The following is a 17,368-nucleotide window of genomic DNA, read 5'->3' as shown; positions in this document are numbered from 1 at the left end:
ATTTTCTCAGCAAAATCGTTTCCTATGAACATTATATAATAAATCCGGTATTTCGTCAATAGCGTTTTTTCCGGAACAAAGGATTTTTTTCAGACTTCCAGCCGATTCTCTGTGATTCCGGCGCATTCTTTGTTTCTATCTCCTGGTAGATAAAAAAAGCTGATATTGTCCGTAAAACTGTGCATCTGAAGTAGTTATGTCCCTATTTTTCGGGACTTTTATGTCTGAAAGTTCATACTTTCCCCGTTCCATCAGATGAAATGTAAATTTCTGCTGAAAAAGCTGGACAATTCCATCAAAAAATTGTATAATAAATATGGCATGCCAAAACGCTGCGGCAATGCCCGAAATCTCAGAACCGGCTCACCGGTTCTTACGCCAGGAGGTTGTATATGAACGAACAGGAAATCAAAGAACAGCTTTGTGATATCTGCCATAAAATGTGGCAGCTTGGCTGGGTCGCCGCAAATGACGGCAACGTTTCTGTCAAGCTGGAGGACAGCACCTTTTTCGCCACTCCCACTGGCATGAGCAAAAGCTTCATTACCCCGGACAAGCTGGTCAGGATCAACGACAAGGGTGAGGTCCTGGAGGGTGCATCGGGTCTGCGTCCCTCTTCGGAAATCAAAATGCACCTGTGCTGCTATCGGGAGCGTCCCGATGTCGGCGCAGTGCTCCATGCCCATCCGCCGACTGCCACCGGATATGCCGTGGCTAACAAGGCGCTGGATGAATACACCATGATCGAATCCGTCATTGCCATCGGTTCTGTACCGGTGACGCCCTACGGCACACCTTCCACAGACGAAGTACCCGAGGCAATCAAGCCGTATTTGCAGGAACACGATGTCATGTTACTCCAAAATCACGGTGCACTGACTGTGGGCGCAGATCTGATCACGGCTTACTACCGCATGGAAACCCTGGAACTGTTTGCAAAGATTTCTCTGAACGCACACCTCCTGGGCGGTGCCCAGGAGATTTCCAGGGAAAATATCGACCGCCTGTGCAATATGCGTGCACAATACGGCGTCACCGGCAAGCATCCGGGTTATAAAAAATACCCCAACGGTCAAAACTGACAGGAGGATCTTTCATGCTGAAACATATTCCTGCCATTCTCACGCCGGATCTGCTGAAGATCCTCATGGAAATGGGGCATGGTGATGAGATCGTTATTGCAGACGGCAACTTCCCCGGCGCAGCCATTGCAAAACGGCTGGTGCGTCTGGACGGTCACGGCGTACCGGAAATCCTGCGCGCTGTCATGCAGTTTTTCCCGCTGGATGCCTACACCGAAAAGCCCGTGGGACTCATGGAAGTCGTTCCCGGTGACCCAGTGGTGCCTACCATCTGGGACACCTACAAGGATATCATTTCCGCTGAAGAACCGGAACGATGCAAGATCGAATACATCGAACGTTTCGCATTCTACGAGCGCGCCCGGAATGCTTATGCAGTCATTGCCACAGGAGAAACCGCAATTTATGCCAATATTCTTCTGAAAAAGGGCGTCGTGATACCGGAGGAAGCCTGATGAAACATTATGTACTGGCATTGGACTTCGGTGCTTCTTCCGGTCGTGCCATGCTGGCAGCCTATGATGGCAAAACCATACAGCTTCAGGAAGTTCACCGCTTTGTCAATGAGCCGATTTCCAAAGACGGAATGCTGTACTGGAATGTACCGCAGCTGATGCAAGAACTGGAAACAGGCCTTCAGAAAGCGTACCAGATCGCACCCTATGAAAGCATCGGCATCGACACCTGGGGCGTGGACTATGGGCTATTGAATAAAGATGGTAACCTCATAGACAATCCCCGGCACTACCGTGACAGCCGGAGCTGCGGTTATGCTGCAAAGCTGACGCAGGAACTGCCGCCGGAAGAACTCTACCGCCGCACTGGCACCCAGATCATGGACATCAACACCCTTTTTCAGCTCATGAGCCAGCGGGATATTGAGGGCTTTGACGGATGTGAAAAGCTGCTGCCTATGCCGGATCTGTTTGCCTATCTGCTGACAGGAACGATCTCCGCAGAGCGTTCCATCGCCAGCACCACCCAGATGCTTTCTGCACAGACAGGCACATGGGATACCGCATTGCTGGAACAGCTGCACATCCCTGTGACGCTTCTGCCGGATATCGCTGAAAGCGGCAGCAGCAAGTGCGTTCTCTCGGAAGAAATCCAGAACCGTCTGGGATTGCCGCCCATTCCGGTGACAGCCGTCTGCGGTCACGATACCCAATGCGCTGCCTTTGCCGCACCGGCTAAGACAGACAAACATATTTTTCTGAGCTGCGGCACATGGTCGCTCTTTGGTACGGAATGCGATACGCCAATTCTGACGGAACAGGCGGCAGCACTGGGACTGTCCAACGAAGTGGGCTACGGCAAAAAAGTGACATTTCTGAAAAATATCATCGGTTTGTGGATGATCCAGGAGGCACGCCGGGAATATGCACGACAAGGACAGAATTACAGCTTTGCAGACATTGAAAAAATGGCTGTGGAAGCTCACGGTTCGGCTTGTTTTGTCGATCCGGACGATCCGGTATTTACACCGCCGGGTGATATTCCCGTACGAGTGCAGGACTACTGCCGGAAAACCGGTCAGCCTGTCCCGGAAACACCGGGAGCCGTATTCCGCTGCATCTACGAAAGCCTTGCCATGAAATACCGCAAGGCACTGGATGAACTGGAAGAATGCACCGGCGAACACTACCCGGTGATCCATCTGGTGGGAGGCGGTACAAAAGATCGCCTGCTTTGTCAATTGACGGCAGATTTCTGCCAGCGTCCGGTGATCGCAGGGCCCATTGAAGCCACAGTCTACGGCAATGCTGCCATTCAGCTGCTTGCTATGGGTGCCATTGCATCCCCGGAGGATGCCCGGAACTGCATTGCAGCATCCGAACAAATGCAGACCTATGAGCAGGAACAGTTTCCGGATCAACTCTATTCAAAATTTCTGACAATGATAAAATAAAGTGAGGGATCATCGTGTATCCAAGAATTGGAATTCGCCCCGTCATTGACGGGAGACAGTTCGGCGTTCGTGAAGATCTGGAAGTCCAGACCATGAACATGGCAAACGCCGCAAAAAATCTCATTGAATCGAACCTCCGCTATCCGGACGGCACACCGGTAGAATGTGTCATTTCACCCACCACCATCGGCGGCGGCGCAGAAGCATATGAATGTGAGACCTTTTTCCAGACGCAGAATGTCTGCGCAACCCTGTCGGTAACACCATGCTGGTGCTACGGCAGTGAGACCATGGATCTCAATCCTCTGACCATCAAGGCTGTCTGGGGCTTTAACGGCACAGAGCGTCCGGGTGCAGTATATCTGGCCGCCTGCATGGCAGCACATGCCCAGCGTGGTCTGCCGGCATTCTCTATCTACGGCCACGATGTCCAGGATAAGGATGACACCAGTGTTCCGGCAGATGTTCAGGAAAAGATCCTGCGCTTTGCAAAATGTGCCATTGCTGTCGGCGTTATGCGCAACAAGGCATATGTAGGGCTGGGCGGCGTATCTATGGGTATCGCTGGCTCCTACTGCAACTCTGACTTTTTCCAGAATTATCTGGGCATCCGTGCAGAGTGGGTGGATCTGACGGAAATTCTCCGCCGTATCCACCTGGAGATCTATGACCATGACGAATACGAAAAGGCATTGGCATGGGTCAAGGAGAACTGCCCGGAGGGATATGATGTTAATACCGAAGTCCCGGAGGACAAGGAGATCGACCCCTTTGGTATCAAAACACCTCGCACACCAGAGGAAAAGGCAAAGGAATGGGAGTTCATCGTCAAGTTTACTCTCATTGTCCAGGACATCTTCTTCGGCAATCCGAAGCTGGCAGAAATGGGCTGGAAGGAAGAAAGCCGCGGACGCAATGCCATTCTGGGCGGTTTCCAGGGACAGCGCATGTGGACAGACTGGCTCCCCAACGGTGATTTTACCGAAGCCATTCTCAACTCCAGCTTTGACTGGAACGGCAAGAAAGAGCCGACCATTCTTGCAACCGAAAACGATGGTCTTAATGGCACAGCAATGCTCTTCGGCAAGCTGCTGACAGGTACGGCAACGATTTTTGCAGATGTGCGTACCTACTGGAGTCCGGACGCTGTAAAGCGTGTTACAGGTGTTACGCCCACAGGCAAGGCTGCAGATGGTTTTATCCACCTGATCAACAGCGGTGCAGCCGCACTGGACGGCACAGGTGCTTCCAAGGATGCGGCTGGAAACGGCGTAATGAAGCCTTGGTGGAATGTTACCGATGAAGATATTCAGGCAATGCTGAAGGCAACTGACTGGGAGCCGGCAAATCTGGGATACTTCCGGGGCGGCGGTTTCTCATCTCATTTCCGCACCCGTGCAGAAATGCCGGTAACGATGATCCGTCTGAATATCCTCAACGGCACACAGCCCCTGCTGCAAATCGCAGAGGGTTACACCGTAGACCTGCCGGACGAGATTCACAAACCGCTGGATACACGTACCGACAAGACCTGGCCTACCACCTGGTTTGTGCCAAATCTGACCGGAGAGGGTGCATTTGCAGATGTATACCACGTCATGGCAAACTGGGGTGCAAACCACGGCTGTCTGGCATATGGTCACATCGGTGCTGACCTGATCACACTTGCAAGTATGCTGCGCATCCCGGTTTCCATGCACAATGTACCGGAAGAGCGGATCTATCGTCCGCACACCTGGAGTGCCTACGGCACAAAAGATCTGGAGGCTGCGGACTACCGTGCCTGCACAGAATACGGCCCCATCTATAAATAATTTTTCTTATGCTGGACACTGTGTCTGATCCCTGCGGATCGGCGCAGATTCCATAAAATTCAGTTGCGTAGCGAAAACCGTCTTTGGGATGCACCCTGAGGACGGTTTTCTTTTTGCCGTGCATTTTGCCGAAAAAAATATTCTTTGAACAAGCTTTGTCGAACATATTGCCAAGTCAAACATAATATGCTATAATGAACTGGTGAAACAGAAAGGAGTCCTGCCATCTGCAAAAGCAACACCAACTAAGACTTGCCGCCGCTGCGCTGACCTGTGTCTCCCTGCGGCAGGAGTCAACGTCCTACTACGAATTGCCGGAGCAGCGATTGATCTCTTGCGAATCAGAACCGAAATCGCTCCCGGATCTGTCCCTGCATTTTCTGCACAAGACATTCCCCCACAAAACCATAATTACATCTGCCACTGTCTGACCTGAAAAACAGCCGTAATCGGAAATATATCTGGTTGCGGCTGTTTTTTATTCTTTCTTGAAATAAAGTATCCATTGACAGAAGCCCACGCCGATGCTATAATAAAACCAAAACGGAGGATGAAGCATGAACTGGAAAAAGCACTATCGAAAAGCAATCACCTTCAGCTACGACGACGGCAACGAACAGGACTTACCGCTGCTGGACATTCTGAACACCTATGGTATGAAAGCCACCTTTAATGTCAACACAGGACTGGATCACGATCACGGTACATGGAAATATCGTGACACACTCTGGGTACACCGTCTGAACCTGGCGGAATGTCCCCAGATCTACCAGGGACATGAGATCGCCGTACACGGCAGCCGCCACTTGAATCTGACGGAACTGACCCGAGAGGAAATCCGACATGAGCTGGATTCGGACATCGCTGCGATTAACGAGATCTATGGCACCCGTCCTGTGGGAATGGCGTATGCCTACGGCGTATACAACGAAACTGTTATAGAGGAGATTTCCCGGGAAAATCTGCAATATGCGCGAAACACTGTCAGTTCTCACCAATTTGAAGAGCAAGCTGATCTCCTGCAATTCCAGCCTACCTGCCATCACGACGATCCTCAGTTATTTTCGCTGGCAGAACAATTTTTACAGCTGGAATCGGATACGCCGCAGATCTTCTATATCTGGGGACACAGCTATGAATTTGAAGGGAACCACAACTGGGATCGCCTGAAACAATTCTGTGAAATGGTTGCAGGAAAAGACGACATATTCTACGGCACGAATCGGGAAGTATTGCTCCCCGAATAATACGCAAAGAGTCCCTGACGCAGCTTTACTCTTACTGCATCAGGGACTTTTCACCATATTTCGGAGCGGTTTGCAGCCATGTGTAAATGGCACTCCAGGATTCTTTTACCAGATCACAGCCATGTTGATAATAGGCTCTGATTTTCTCTTCATTTTGCGTAAACAAGGGAATGGGCGGGATCTGCGGACGCAGAACAAAGACACGTTTTTCCTTCTTTGCCTGTTCCATATGACACATTTGCTGTTCATACCGTGCGATCCGATGTATTATCGCATAATACAAGTTGGGATACTTCTGATAATACAACCGCCGAAGCAGCAGACGCAGACGTGCATAATCCGTGGGATGCGCACCTTCACCTCCAGTGAGAACTACCAGTACCTTTTCGCATCCTGTTTCTAATAAATGTAAAAATGGAACAGGATCGGCAATACTGCCATCCACATAGTGTTTCCCATCCAGTTCCACAGGCTCACAAATGATCGGCAGCGCACAGGACGCTTTTATGGCAGTAAACATACGCCGTTTGCTGCCGGAATCGGTCAGATATGCCGGTTCACCATCCTCACAACAAGTAGCCACAAAATCCGTTTGCATAAACGACTTACAGCAGGCGTCCCAGTCCACCCGACTGGCATATTCATACGCCATACGATCCAGATTTAAAAAATGCCCCGAATGCACCATGTGCCGGATCCCGAAATAACGCTTTTTCCTTTCCATAATCATCATATCTAATGCAATGCCCTTCTGCCCAGAACGATAATTCAAAGCACACCCAGCGCCTGCTGAAGTGCCGGAGACAGCAGAGGCATAAAATCCCCGCTCCATAAGAGAATCCAATACGCCAGCAGTAAATGCGCTGCGTTCTGCACCACCCTCTAAGGCTATTCCCGTTTTCAATTTCTGACTCCTTTTCCGGTTGAGATAATGATACTATTATATAAAATTTTTCGGGTTCTGTCAAGTTTCACCCAAAATCGACAAATATACGCGGAGCATTCTGATGCGTATTACGGGATTCGTACAAAAAAGCTTGACATTTTCATTTGGATGATTTATAATAAATACAGATGAGAAAATACGAGAAAAATCGTGATTTTGCACAACGTCTTTTCAAAATCGCCAAATTACACTAAACACAGACATCATGTATCTTTCGTTGTGCATATGTCACTTTGCTCATGAAATTTCATCAAGAATAAAAAGATATGTAAAAACGCAGGAGGTTATTATGGACAGATTAAAGGGAAAAGTTGCCATTGTTACTGGCTCCACCAGCGGCATCGGCATCGGTATTGCAAGATTGTTTGCAGCGGAAGGCGCTAAAGTTGTTATCTGCGGCCGCCGTGAGGCAAAAGGTCAGGCAGTGGTAGATACCATCACAAAAGAAGGCGGAGAGGCATCCTATCATTTCATGGATATCACCATTACGGAAAGCATTGAGCAGCTGTTTGCGGATACTGCTGAAAAATACGGAAAGATTGATATTCTGGTAAATAACGCAGCAAATGTCAGTTTGAAAGATGGTCGTATTGATGAATTGACTCTGGAGATGTGGGACAACATTTTCCAGAGCGACCTGCGCGGTACGTTCTATGCCACAAAGTGTGCACTGCCCTATCTGCAAAACAATGAGAACGGCGGTTCTATCATCAACATCGGTTCCATGGCATCTTGCGGCGGCGATTTAAGCTCTACGGCATATGCTAGTGCAAAAGCCGGTGTAGATCTGCTGACCCAGTCCACCGCATTGCAGTACGGCAAGCAGAATATCCGCTGCAACTGTGTCAGACCCGGTCTCATTGTCACACCGGAAAACGAGGCACATGTACCGCAGGTCGTAAAGGACATCTTTACAAGCAATATCATGGTAAATCGCTACGGCTGCCCGGAGGATATCGGACACATGTGTGTATACCTCGCCTCGGACGAAAGCTGCTATGTGACCGGTCAGATCGTTAATGTAGACGGCGGACTGAATTCCCATGTACCGACTGTAGCACAGTTCAGACAAATGAATTCTCGTACATGGTAAACTTTTTCCAAAATAATAGAGCATAAAAACGGCGTATCAGAATTTCCCATCTGATGCGCCGTTTTGTGATATGCAATAAAGAGTAAAAATACTATCTTACTTCTTCTTCATTTTCACCATTTTGTAGACAAAGACTTCCACAATGATCAGTCCCAGCAGAACAGCGCCCAGCACAATGACCAGAGTCACTGGGAAACCGCCGCTTTCCCCATGGCTGTCTGTCCTGGAAGCCGTATCATTATGGCTTTTCTGGCTGTTGGAATCGCTTGCATTGCCGGAATTATCCGCATTGCGACTCTCCGGATCACCAGTTGCCTCCAGCTGTTCCATCGCCTGAGACTTTGCACCGGCAACAATGCCGCCGTTGCTGTCGCAGACAAATGCCGTCAGCCACGCCAAAGGCTCATTCCAGTTGATGGTACACTCATTGACAGACCATGCTTCAATGTGATCCTGATAGCACTTTGCCGGTGCGATCTCGCCTTTCTGCCAGCCGCTGCCCTGTACCCATGGATCTTGCATACCGGAATTGGGTCCACCTACCAGCACGCCGGCCGGTGCAAGAGGATATTCCTCTGCAATCTGGTTCGCCCAGTAACGATGATGGGGATACATGACCGCATGGGTGCCATAGCCTGTAACATAGGAAACGTCCATGGGATTGCACCCAAGGAGATAGTTCATGGCGCTGACAACGCCGTCCAGATATTTCTGCTCCCCGGTCAGGTCATAGGCGCAGGCAATGACCACCGCATTGTCCGCCACAAAGGAGTTGGAGCCCCAGACATAGCCAGTGTCATCGTCAGAATAGCTCAGCTTGCTCTGGGCGTACGGCTGACCGTATCCCTGCTTCTCTTCCCGCTTCAGATGGGCATCCGCCGCATCTGCTACAGCATCTCCAGCATTTTCCGCAATTTTCTTGTCCTGCAAATCGCCGCTCAGTGCCAGGGACAATGTTCCCAAGGCAGCAGTATTGCCCCAGTCAAAGCTGCCGGCAGTATCAACATCCTCACCGCCGGAAAGCGTTGTGGGAACAGAAAGATAATGCTCCGAATCTTTCAGGTCGTTCAGATATTCTTTTTCACCTGTGGTTAGATACAGTTCACACGCTGCCCAGTAAAACTCGTCTGTGGCGTCGTCATCTCCATAGGGACCGCCGCCAATAGACTGATCCAAAGGCGCATAGAGATCCGGATGCTCCTTTGCAGCTTCATAGGCATCCTCAGCGGCATCCAGACATTCCTCTGCAAATTTCTTGTCATATGGCTCCCAGAGCCGTGCCGCCTGTGCAGCACATGCAGCCAGATTCAGCGTAGCGCAGGTCGTAGGCGGCTTGATGATCCGTTCTTCGGTATCATCAGCCGGTGCTATTCCCAACGCCGTCCACTTGATATCATGTACCTTATGGTAAACCATATCCTCATACTCGCCGTCCTGGACGATCATTTTCAGCATCCATTCCATTTCCCAGCGAGCTTCGTCCAGCAGATCGGGATAATCATTTCCCTGCTCCGGCAGCTGCATCGTACCGTCTGCATAGGCATTCTCTGTTCCCTTTGCTGTAGCACGTTCATACTGATTCTGCATCATCCAAAGTGCAATGCCGCCATTTACCACATATTTTCCGTGGTCGCCTGCATCATACCAGCCGCCGGACACATCCTGCGTGCCGCCGCTGCTCTGCAAATCGTCCCAGTCCGTGGTAATTCTCGCCACATCACTGCTGTGACCTGCTGCATGTGCCAATCCATCTGCATCCCCGGAAGTGATATACTGACTCTCCACCTCAATACCGCTGCGATTCTGATAGAAATAGTTCAGGGCATCGTAGAGCATTCCGGAATAAGTTTCCGTGCCACCAATGGTGAATTCCCGGCTGACAGCATCTCCAGCTTTCAGTGTATATGTCCCCTCGTCCGTCACCTCAGAGAAGTCCAGGATATGAACGGAATCGTCAGAATCTGCATCCTCTCCCATAGGTTCCGATTTGCCGGAATATACTTCCTTACCAGAAGCGTCCAGCAGAGAGAATTCCACTGCCTTTTTCTCATCGGAGATGAGTGTTGCACGCTTGGCGCAGTCTGGAAAATATCCCACCTGGTTGGTGACGATATTTGCACGCTCCCAAGTATTTGCCGGAATATAATCATGGGCATCGCTGTTTGTGCAGATCAGGGACATGTTGTCAAAGGTAAACACCGTCCCTGCCGGCACTGTATCGCCGCCGATATGGAATGCCCATTCCACTTCGGCAGTACGCTTTGCCGTAAACGTTCCCTTTACCGTGGCTGTCTGGTTTGCCGTCAGGTTCTGCACATTCCAGTAGGCGTCGTACTGGCTGTCATCGGGATTGCCGTGCCAGTCCTCTGCAAATGGCTCTGCCATATCGCCGATTTTAGTATAATAAGTACAATTATTGCTGGCAGTAATGTCATAGGATACTTCATAGGTGCAACCGGACTCCAAAGTCAGCCCACGGTGCCGGAACTGACAGTCCCAGCGATCCTCGCCGCCGTTAGATGCACCGCCGGGATTCACAATGGTGATGCGATATTCTCCGTCAGTGATCTCAAATTCCATTTCGCCTGGTGCAGATTCACAGACATGCCAGGGCAGTCCCACTCCGTCTTCAAAATCCGTCTGTCCCAGCTGTTGCCCGGCAAAAACCGGCAGCGACAGCGGCACTGATGTGAGGATTCCGGCGACAACGACTGCAGCCGTCACCGCACAGAATACACGGTTTTGTTTCATAAATAATGCCTCCTTAAACTGTCTGCGAAAGATCGACATTCACTTAGCCTGTCCGATCTGCTTCACCATGGTCACATGGGGACAAAACTCGTCCATATGCAGATCCTCCGTCCGGGCATATCCCAGTTTCTCATAGAATCCAGCCACACGGCACTGTGCCGAAAGAGAGATCTCCTTGCCGCCGCACATCGCCGCCTGCGCTTCCAGTGCAGAAACCACAAGTTTTCCCAGCTGCTTTCCACGGTATGCCGGAAGCACTGCAACTCGTCCGATGTGATAGCACTCGCCGTCATCCGTATACAATCTGCCCGTTGCCGCCGCAGTTTCGCCGTCATAGACCAATATATGCCATGCATTGGAATCGATTTCATCAAATTCCTGCTGAAAGCCCTGTTCTTCCACAAAAACCGCAGTGCGGATGGCAACGCAGGCATCCTCCAGCTTCTGATACATTCGTACCGTATATGTCATCTTAAAGCACCTTGGACAAAAATTCCTGGAGACGTGGATTTTTCGGGTGGGAGAAAAATTCCTGCGGTGCATTTTCCTCTACGATCTGTCCCCCATCCATGAACATCACACGGGATGCCACCTCTCTGGCAAATCCCATTTCATGAGTGACAACGACCATGGTCATGCCTTCAGCGGCAAGTTCCCGCATGAGTTCCAGTACTTCGCCTACCATTTCCGGGTCAAGCGCCGAAGTCGGCTCGTCAAACAGTATCACATCGGGATTCATCGCCAGCGTCCGTGCAATGGCAATACGCTGTTTCTGACCGCCGGAAAGCTGGCTGGGATACTGATTTGCCTTATCGGAAAGCCCCACCTTTTTCAGCAGCACAGCGGCTTTTTCATCCGCCTCTGCCTGCGTCATGAGCTTCAGTTTCACCGGCGAAAGGGTAATATTCTTCTGAATGGTCAGATGGGGAAACAGGTGGAAGTGCTGGAACACCATGCCCATTTTTTCCCGCACAGCATACAGATGCTTTTCTGACATTGCCGTCAGATCCTGTCCCTCGAAGAAGATCTGACCGGCAGTCGGACGCTCTAGGAGATTCAGACAGCGGAGAAAGGTACTCTTTCCGGAACCGGACGGGCCGATGATAACCACTTTTTCGCCTTTCTCAATGGTGGTAGAAATCCCTTTCAGGATCTGCAGATCCGAAAAGGATTTTTTCAGGTCTTTAACCTCGATCACTCTTCGCCAGCCTCCTTTCCAGCTTCGACACCAGGGAACTCAGAATCATGACCATGATCAGATATATGGCTGCCACTGCGATCAGCGGCAGGAATGCCTCATAAGTCTGGCTGCGGATGATATCGCCGCCCTTGGTCAGATCAGTTATGGCAATGTATCCGGCAACAGAAGTTTCTTTCAGCAGTACGATACACTCATTTGCCAGTGCCGGCAGCACATTCTTGAATGCTTGAGGCAATATGATAAACCCAAGAGTTTTGGGATAATTCAGTCCCAGACTGGCTCCGGCTTCAAACTGACCGCTGTCAATGGACATAATACCGGAGCGGACAATTTCCGCCACATATGCCGCCGAATTTAGTCCAAAGGCAAGCACCGCCACGAAGGTTTTCCCCACGTTGACAGAGGCGAAAATGACAAAGTAAATGATCAGAAGCTGAACAACCACCGGCGTACCCCGGATCACAGTCAGGTAGATTCTCGCCAGAACATTGAGAAACTTCAGCTTTCCCGTCTTATCATGGGTAGAGCGGACAATGGCGATCAGAAATCCCAGCACCATGCCCAGGATCACGGCAAAAAACGTGATGATCAGCGTGGTTTTCAGTCCATCCAGCAGATACATCCAGCGATCTTTTTCGATAAAAGTAGTCTGTAATTTATGCGTGAATTCCTGCCAGAAATTCATGCAGCATTCCTCCGTTTCTTAGGCAGTCATTTTCAGGGCAGACAATATGCATCGCTGCCAGATCCGTACGGTACTCCATTAGTCTTTCCGTACAATGATCACCTGTGTAGAAGTTGCATAGCCTTGGGTAAAGGAAACGTTTTCTTCACGGTCAGGGGTAACAGACAGACCAGCCACGCCGACATCTGCCTTACCGGAGTCTACCGCTGCGATAATGGAATCGAACTCCATATTCTCCACTTCCAGCTCCATACCCAGTACATCGCAGACTGCCTGCATCATATCCACGTCAATGCCCACAATGGCATCGCCGTCCATACTCTCATAAGGCGGGAATTCCGCATTGGTCGCCATAACCAGTGTCCCCTGATCCCGTGTTACGCTCTCATCCGGTGTATAGGAAACCTGGTCTGCATCGTCACCGATCCAGTGGCTGACGATCTCATCCAGCGTACCGTCAGATTTCAGCTGTGTCAGCGCATTGTCCAGCTTCTGTCCCAGTTCATCATTGCCCTTCTTATAGGCAATGGCATATTCCTCTTCCACAAAGGGATCGTCCAGGATCCGCAGGGTATCATTCTTCTCCACGAAAACCTTCGCCGGTTCGCTGTCAATGATCACCGCATCGATCTTTCCCTGTTTCAATGCCTGTACCGCATCTGCACCCTTGTTGTACGGTTCAACGGTAGCACCATCCACTTCACTCTCTGCATAAATATAGCCTGTGGTACCAAGCTGTGCGCCAATGGTCTTGCCCTCCAGGTCGTCCACACTGAACACCGTATTTGCCGGTGTGCCGCAACCGGTCAGGGATGCAGCAAGCATTGCACCTGCTGCCAGGATCGCCATTGTCTGTTTCATACATTTCATACAAGATCTTCCTTTCTGTTTCTCATCGGTCAGACAACGTCCCGAGATACGCCGCAGAACCGATCACAAATTAACTACTATTATAATCGAAATCGAGAAAAAAAGCAAGTCATTTTTCCGAGTTTCCGAATATTTTGATATTTGTATACGAATCCCTGGAAATTTTTTTCTTTTCCATTGTGAAAGCTTCTGCATCAGTAAACAATTTGTAAAAAGCATTCTGATATATTTTGACGGAACAATATCGCTCGTCGACAAATATACTGCATTTGCATATTCCCTTCAATGCAGTTGACACATTGTTTTTTCCATGTTATAATAACATTGTTTTGAGACCATCATTTCCGAAATGAAAAAAGGAGTAATGTAACAATGAAAACCACTTTAATGAAACGCACCTTTGCAGCTGCGGCTGCCATGACAATGCTTCTCCCTCTTGCCGGATGCGGCAGCAAATCCGAATCCAACGGCGGCAAGGAAAAGTTTATTGTCGGCTTTGATGCCGCATTTCCGCCCTATGGCTACCAGGACGAAAACGGTGAGTATGTGGGCTTTGACCTGGATCTGGCGGCGGAAGTCTGCAAGCGCAACGACTGGGAACTGGTAAAGCAGCCTATCGACTGGAACGCCAAGGATATGGAACTGAATTCTGGCACCATCAGCTGCATCTGGAACGGCTTCACCATGAACGGTCGCGAGGACGATTATGCCTGGACTGAACCCTACGTGGACAACTCTCAGGTCTTTGTGGTAAAAGCAGACAGCGGTATTGCAACCTTTGACGATCTGGCAGGAAAAGGCGTTGCCGTACAGACAGACTCCTCCGCAGAGGACGCTCTGGAAGAGGATGAAAACAAGGCGCTTACCGATTCTTTCAAAGAACTGGTGGTAGTTTCCGACTATAACACTGCATTCATGAACCTGGATTCCAATGCCGTAGATGCCATAGCCATGGACATTGGCGTTGCAAACTATCAGATGGAATCCCGTGACGGCGACTATGTTATTCTGGACACCGTTCTCTCTGCGGAACAGTACGCCGTAGGATTTGCCAAGGATAACACTGAACTGCGGGACAAAGTGCAGAAAACCCTGGACGAAATGCGTGAGGACGGCACATTTGCAGAGATTGCCGAAAAGTGGGATCTGACTGATTCTATTATCCAGTAATCCAAAACGAAAGGAAACGCCATGTCTTTTTTTGAAATTGTCGCCCAGCTGGGTGACAGTATGCTCCGTTCCATCTGGATCTTCCTGCTGACGCTGCTCTTTTCCATGCCCTTGGGGCTTCTGATCTGCGTTACAAGAATGTATGCATGGAAACCCATTCAGTGGATCATGAAGTTTTACATCTCCGTGGTACGAGGCACACCGCTGATGCTCCAGCTTCTGGTAATTTACTTCGGCAAATATTTTGTGTTTGGTCTGCCTCTGACCACAAGCTACCGTTTCTGGGCAGTTATTATCGCATTTTCTCTGAACTATGCTGCCTATTTTGCGGAAATTTTTCGCAGCGGCATCCAATCCATTCCGGTGGGACAGCATGAAGCTGCCAAGATCCTGGGATACAACCGCTTTCAGACCTTCCTGCGAATCATTACGCCACAGATGGTCAAGCGTGTCCTCCCGGCAGTAACAAACGAATCCATTACACTGGTCAAGGACACTTCCCTTGCCTTCGCCATTTCCTACATTGAGCTGTTCACAGAGACATCCATGATTGCAGCATCGGAGACCTCCATGCTGCCCTATCTGGCAGCAGCCATTTTCTACTATGTTTTCAATCTGCTGGTTGCCGGTCTCATGTCGCTTCTGGAAAAACGGCTGAGCTACTACAAAATTTAGGAGGTGCCCTGTGAACTATTTAGAAGTCAGTCACCTGCAAAAACAATTTCAGGATGTACAGGTGCTCAAGGATATTTCATTTTCTGTACAGCCCGGTGAAGTACTCTCCATTATTGGTCCTTCCGGCTCGGGAAAATCCACATTGCTGCGCTGCTGCACCTTTTTAGAGACTCTTTCTGCCGGTTCCATTTCCTATATGGAGAAAACTGCCGTTACAGCGGAAATGGGAAAGAAACCAGTCTATGCACAGCGGGCAGATTTCCGGGAGATTCAGCACTATTTTGGTCTGGTATTTCAGAATTTCAACCTCTTCCCCCACTATTCCGTTCTGCGGAACATTACAGAAGCACCCCGAATCATTCTCAAAAAAAGCAAGGCAGAAGCTGAAAAAACCGCCATGGAACTTCTGGAAAAGGTAGGTTTGGCAAACAAAGCGAAATCCTATCCCTGTGAGCTTTCAGGCGGTCAGCAGCAGCGTGTGGCAATTGTCCGTGCCCTTGCCATGTCCCCATCCATTCTCTTTTTCGATGAGCCGACTTCAGCCCTTGACCCGGAATTGACCGGAGAGATCCTGGAAGTTATTCGGCTTTTGGCTGAAGATCATATGACCATGGTTATTGTGACTCACGAAATGAGCTTTGCAAAAGCCATTTCCAATCGGGTCATCTTTATGGCAGACGGTTATATTGTGGAAGAAGGCACTCCAGAACAAATATTCGATCACCCGGAACAAGAGCGCACACGTCAATTCCTGGCACATTATCAATAAACGCAATTCTTTTTTAAAAAGCTACCGCAGGCTGCAAAATTCAGATGGCTAATCAATCTGCCGTAATCATGAATTCTGCCGCCTGCGGCATTTTTATGTTATGATATTGAACTGTTCTAGTACATTTTCTGCCTCAAAATCTATAGGTGGCAAAGAACGTTACTAGCCGCTAATGCAAAAAGAACTGCCGCATCATTTTACTGACGCAGCAGTTCTCGCAAATTGGTGGACGAACCTTATCCAAAAACAAACCCTCCTCCGTTTGCTGAAAATGCTCCTCAATTTCAGACAAAAGAAGGTCATCAACAGTAACAGGTTCATCGCCTGAATTGAAGACAATTGTCATTTTATCATCATACAGATATATTGCATTTACAAACAACGTTATAAGTGCTTTTCGATATTTTATATCACTCGTATTCCCTTTTTTGAGTGAGTTCAGGAAAAATCGAATCTGAGGTTCTGATAATACAACTTGGTTTTTCATTTCTGTTTCCAAGCTTTCTTCAAGCCTCTTTATAATATTCTCAATCTCTTCGATTTTTACAAAAATAGATTTGCAGACACTTGGAATATCGCATTCCGCTACATTATTAAGCAGATTATTGTGCTTGCGTTCATACTCTTTTATCTGCTTTTTAAGTTCTGCTATTCTATGAGATTCAGCGGAGGTATTTGCTATTGCCATAAGCTCTTTTGTAATTTTTCTGATATTCTTATTGGTCAATTGCTGTCGGCAGACCTCGACAACCAAATCTTCTATATATTCTTTGCGTACTCTCTTTTTATTACAGCCTTAATCCGCAGACTTGAAATCCTGTTACTTTTAAAAGCCACAGAAATATGGTATAATAAAAGAAAAAGAATAGCTATGAGAACAGCACCCGGAAGGTGAAAAAAGAAATGCGGAAAATAGAAGTGGTATTAAGTGACGAACGGCTGATCACACCAAGCGGATTATGCATGGTAGGTCAGGCAATGGCAAAGTCTGACCTAATCAAAAAAGCGGCAAGAATGAAAACGGAGAAACGTTCCCAACCACAAATCAAAAACGGTGATATTCTGCTGACAGAAATCGGTATGCTGACGCTTGGCAAGACGGATTTTGATTACGTCAATGAATTTCACAAAGATGAAGAATACTACAAAATGTCCC

General features: G+C 49.0%; 16 protein-coding genes and 1 pseudogene. 10 read left to right on the top strand and 7 right to left on the bottom strand.

Annotated features, from left to right (window positions below):
* Nucleotides 1-392: 392 nt before the first annotated feature.
* The 5 genes from Q0418_RS01895 (at nucleotide 393) to Q0418_RS01875 (ending at nucleotide 6,052) form a co-directional block, all read left to right on the top strand.
* Complete coding sequence (locus Q0418_RS01895) at nucleotides 393-1,082, top strand: class II aldolase/adducin family protein (protein WP_298481850.1); 690 nt, start codon at nucleotides 393-395, stop codon at nucleotides 1,080-1,082.
* Between the two features lie 14 nt (nucleotides 1,083-1,096).
* Entirely contained in the window at nucleotides 1,097-1,537 is a 441-nt protein-coding gene (gene fucU / locus Q0418_RS01890; RefSeq protein WP_298481849.1) for an L-fucose mutarotase, read from the top strand.
* Nucleotides 1,537-2,991, top strand: a complete 1,455-nt coding sequence (locus Q0418_RS01885) for a rhamnulokinase family protein (RefSeq protein ID WP_298481848.1) — start codon at nucleotides 1,537-1,539, stop codon at nucleotides 2,989-2,991. Before fucU ends, Q0418_RS01885 begins: the two co-directional genes overlap by 1 nt.
* An 8-nt stretch (nucleotides 2,992-2,999) precedes the next feature.
* Nucleotides 3,000-4,805 (top strand): L-fucose isomerase, encoded by a 1,806-nt coding sequence (locus Q0418_RS01880; protein WP_367276212.1) that lies wholly within the window; start codon nucleotides 3,000-3,002, stop codon nucleotides 4,803-4,805.
* Nucleotides 4,806-5,362: 557 nt separating this feature from the next.
* Nucleotides 5,363-6,052: a polysaccharide deacetylase family protein gene (locus Q0418_RS01875; RefSeq protein WP_298481847.1), complete on the top strand. Its 690-nt coding sequence runs from the start codon at nucleotides 5,363-5,365 to the stop codon at nucleotides 6,050-6,052.
* Nucleotides 6,053-6,083: 31 nt separating this feature from the next.
* Here Q0418_RS01875 and Q0418_RS01870 read toward each other — a convergent pair whose 3' ends face one another.
* Complete coding sequence (locus tag Q0418_RS01870) at nucleotides 6,084-6,956, bottom strand: patatin family protein (protein ID WP_298481846.1); 873 nt, start codon at nucleotides 6,954-6,956, stop codon at nucleotides 6,084-6,086.
* Nucleotides 6,957-7,287: 331 nt separating this feature from the next.
* Here Q0418_RS01870 and Q0418_RS01865 point away from each other — a divergent pair, with 331 nt between their 5' ends.
* A complete protein-coding gene (locus Q0418_RS01865) occupies nucleotides 7,288-8,091 on the top strand; it encodes an SDR family NAD(P)-dependent oxidoreductase (protein ID WP_298481845.1) in 804 nt (267 codons plus the stop codon).
* Between the two features lie 96 nt (nucleotides 8,092-8,187).
* Here Q0418_RS01865 and Q0418_RS01860 read toward each other — a convergent pair whose 3' ends face one another.
* The 5 genes from Q0418_RS01860 to Q0418_RS01840 form a co-directional block, all read right to left on the bottom strand.
* Entirely contained in the window at nucleotides 8,188-10,842 is a 2,655-nt protein-coding gene (locus Q0418_RS01860; RefSeq protein ID WP_298481844.1) for a glycoside hydrolase family 9 protein, read from the bottom strand.
* Between the two features lie 39 nt (nucleotides 10,843-10,881).
* Entirely contained in the window at nucleotides 10,882-11,313 is a 432-nt protein-coding gene (locus Q0418_RS01855) for a GNAT family N-acetyltransferase (protein WP_298481843.1), read from the bottom strand.
* A gap of 1 nt (nucleotide 11,314) precedes the next feature.
* Nucleotides 11,315-12,040 carry an amino acid ABC transporter ATP-binding protein gene (locus Q0418_RS01850; protein ID WP_298481842.1) on the bottom strand — a complete coding sequence of 242 codons (726 nt, stop codon included), beginning with the start codon at nucleotides 12,038-12,040 and terminating at the stop codon, nucleotides 11,315-11,317.
* Complete coding sequence (locus Q0418_RS01845; RefSeq protein WP_298481841.1) at nucleotides 12,027-12,728, bottom strand: amino acid ABC transporter permease; 702 nt, start codon at nucleotides 12,726-12,728, stop codon at nucleotides 12,027-12,029. The genes Q0418_RS01850 and Q0418_RS01845 overlap by 14 nt, the downstream gene beginning before the upstream one ends.
* A 78-nt stretch (nucleotides 12,729-12,806) precedes the next feature.
* Nucleotides 12,807-13,598: a transporter substrate-binding domain-containing protein gene (locus Q0418_RS01840; RefSeq protein WP_367276209.1), complete on the bottom strand. Its 792-nt coding sequence runs from the start codon at nucleotides 13,596-13,598 to the stop codon at nucleotides 12,807-12,809.
* A 423-nt stretch (nucleotides 13,599-14,021) separates the two neighbouring features.
* On the opposite strand from Q0418_RS01840, the gene Q0418_RS01835 reads away from it, so the two are divergent.
* The 3 genes from Q0418_RS01835 to Q0418_RS01825 are packed head-to-tail and all read left to right on the top strand — an operon-like array spanning nucleotide 14,022 to nucleotide 16,212.
* On the top strand, nucleotides 14,022-14,768 hold the full coding sequence (locus tag Q0418_RS01835) for an amino acid ABC transporter substrate-binding protein (protein WP_367276211.1): 747 nt from the start codon (nucleotides 14,022-14,024) through the stop codon (nucleotides 14,766-14,768).
* Nucleotides 14,769-14,789: 21 nt separating this feature from the next.
* Nucleotides 14,790-15,443 carry an amino acid ABC transporter permease gene (locus Q0418_RS01830; RefSeq protein ID WP_298481840.1) on the top strand — a complete coding sequence of 218 codons (654 nt, stop codon included), beginning with the start codon at nucleotides 14,790-14,792 and terminating at the stop codon, nucleotides 15,441-15,443.
* Between the two features lie 10 nt (nucleotides 15,444-15,453).
* Nucleotides 15,454-16,212, top strand: a complete 759-nt coding sequence (locus tag Q0418_RS01825; protein WP_298481839.1) for an amino acid ABC transporter ATP-binding protein — start codon at nucleotides 15,454-15,456, stop codon at nucleotides 16,210-16,212.
* Between the two features lie 169 nt (nucleotides 16,213-16,381).
* Here Q0418_RS01825 and Q0418_RS01820 read toward each other — a convergent pair whose 3' ends face one another.
* Complete coding sequence (locus Q0418_RS01820) at nucleotides 16,382-16,900, bottom strand: hypothetical protein (protein ID WP_298481838.1); 519 nt, start codon at nucleotides 16,898-16,900, stop codon at nucleotides 16,382-16,384.
* Nucleotides 16,901-17,115: 215 nt separating this feature from the next.
* Here Q0418_RS01820 and Q0418_RS01815 point away from each other — a divergent pair.
* Nucleotides 17,116-17,368: pseudogene (locus tag Q0418_RS01815) on the top strand (IS1380 family transposase); the annotation flags it as partial.

The sequence above is a fragment of the uncultured Ruminococcus sp. genome (assembly GCF_937915125.1).
Lineage (GTDB): Bacteria > Bacillota > Clostridia > Oscillospirales > Ruminococcaceae > Ruminococcus_C.
This window is presented reverse-complemented; position numbering and strand designations above follow the sequence as displayed.

Bases quoted from the DNA above. Each gene is read 5' to 3' on its own strand.
- Q0418_RS01855 (WP_298481843.1), bottom strand. From the start codon at position 11,313: ATGACATATACGGTACGAATGTATCAGAAGCTGGAGGATGCCTGCGTT.
- Q0418_RS01885 (WP_298481848.1), top strand. From the start codon at position 1,537: ATGAAACATTATGTACTGGCATTGGACTTCGGTGCTTCTTCCGGTCGT.
- Q0418_RS01840 (WP_367276209.1), bottom strand. From the start codon at position 13,598: ATGAAATGTATGAAACAGACAATGGCGATCCTGGCAGCAGGTGCAATG.
- Q0418_RS01895 (WP_298481850.1), top strand. From the start codon at position 393: ATGAACGAACAGGAAATCAAAGAACAGCTTTGTGATATCTGCCATAAA.
- Q0418_RS01865 (WP_298481845.1), top strand. From the start codon at position 7,288: ATGGACAGATTAAAGGGAAAAGTTGCCATTGTTACTGGCTCCACCAGC.
- Q0418_RS01830 (WP_298481840.1), top strand. From the start codon at position 14,790: ATGTCTTTTTTTGAAATTGTCGCCCAGCTGGGTGACAGTATGCTCCGT.
- Q0418_RS01845 (WP_298481841.1), bottom strand. From the start codon at position 12,728: ATGAATTTCTGGCAGGAATTCACGCATAAATTACAGACTACTTTTATC.
- Q0418_RS01860 (WP_298481844.1), bottom strand. From the start codon at position 10,842: ATGAAACAAAACCGTGTATTCTGTGCGGTGACGGCTGCAGTCGTTGTC.
- Q0418_RS01820 (WP_298481838.1), bottom strand. From the start codon at position 16,900: ATGGCAATAGCAAATACCTCCGCTGAATCTCATAGAATAGCAGAACTT.
- Q0418_RS01835 (WP_367276211.1), top strand. From the start codon at position 14,022: ATGCTTCTCCCTCTTGCCGGATGCGGCAGCAAATCCGAATCCAACGGC.
- fucU (WP_298481849.1), top strand. From the start codon at position 1,097: ATGCTGAAACATATTCCTGCCATTCTCACGCCGGATCTGCTGAAGATC.
- Q0418_RS01875 (WP_298481847.1), top strand. From the start codon at position 5,363: ATGAACTGGAAAAAGCACTATCGAAAAGCAATCACCTTCAGCTACGAC.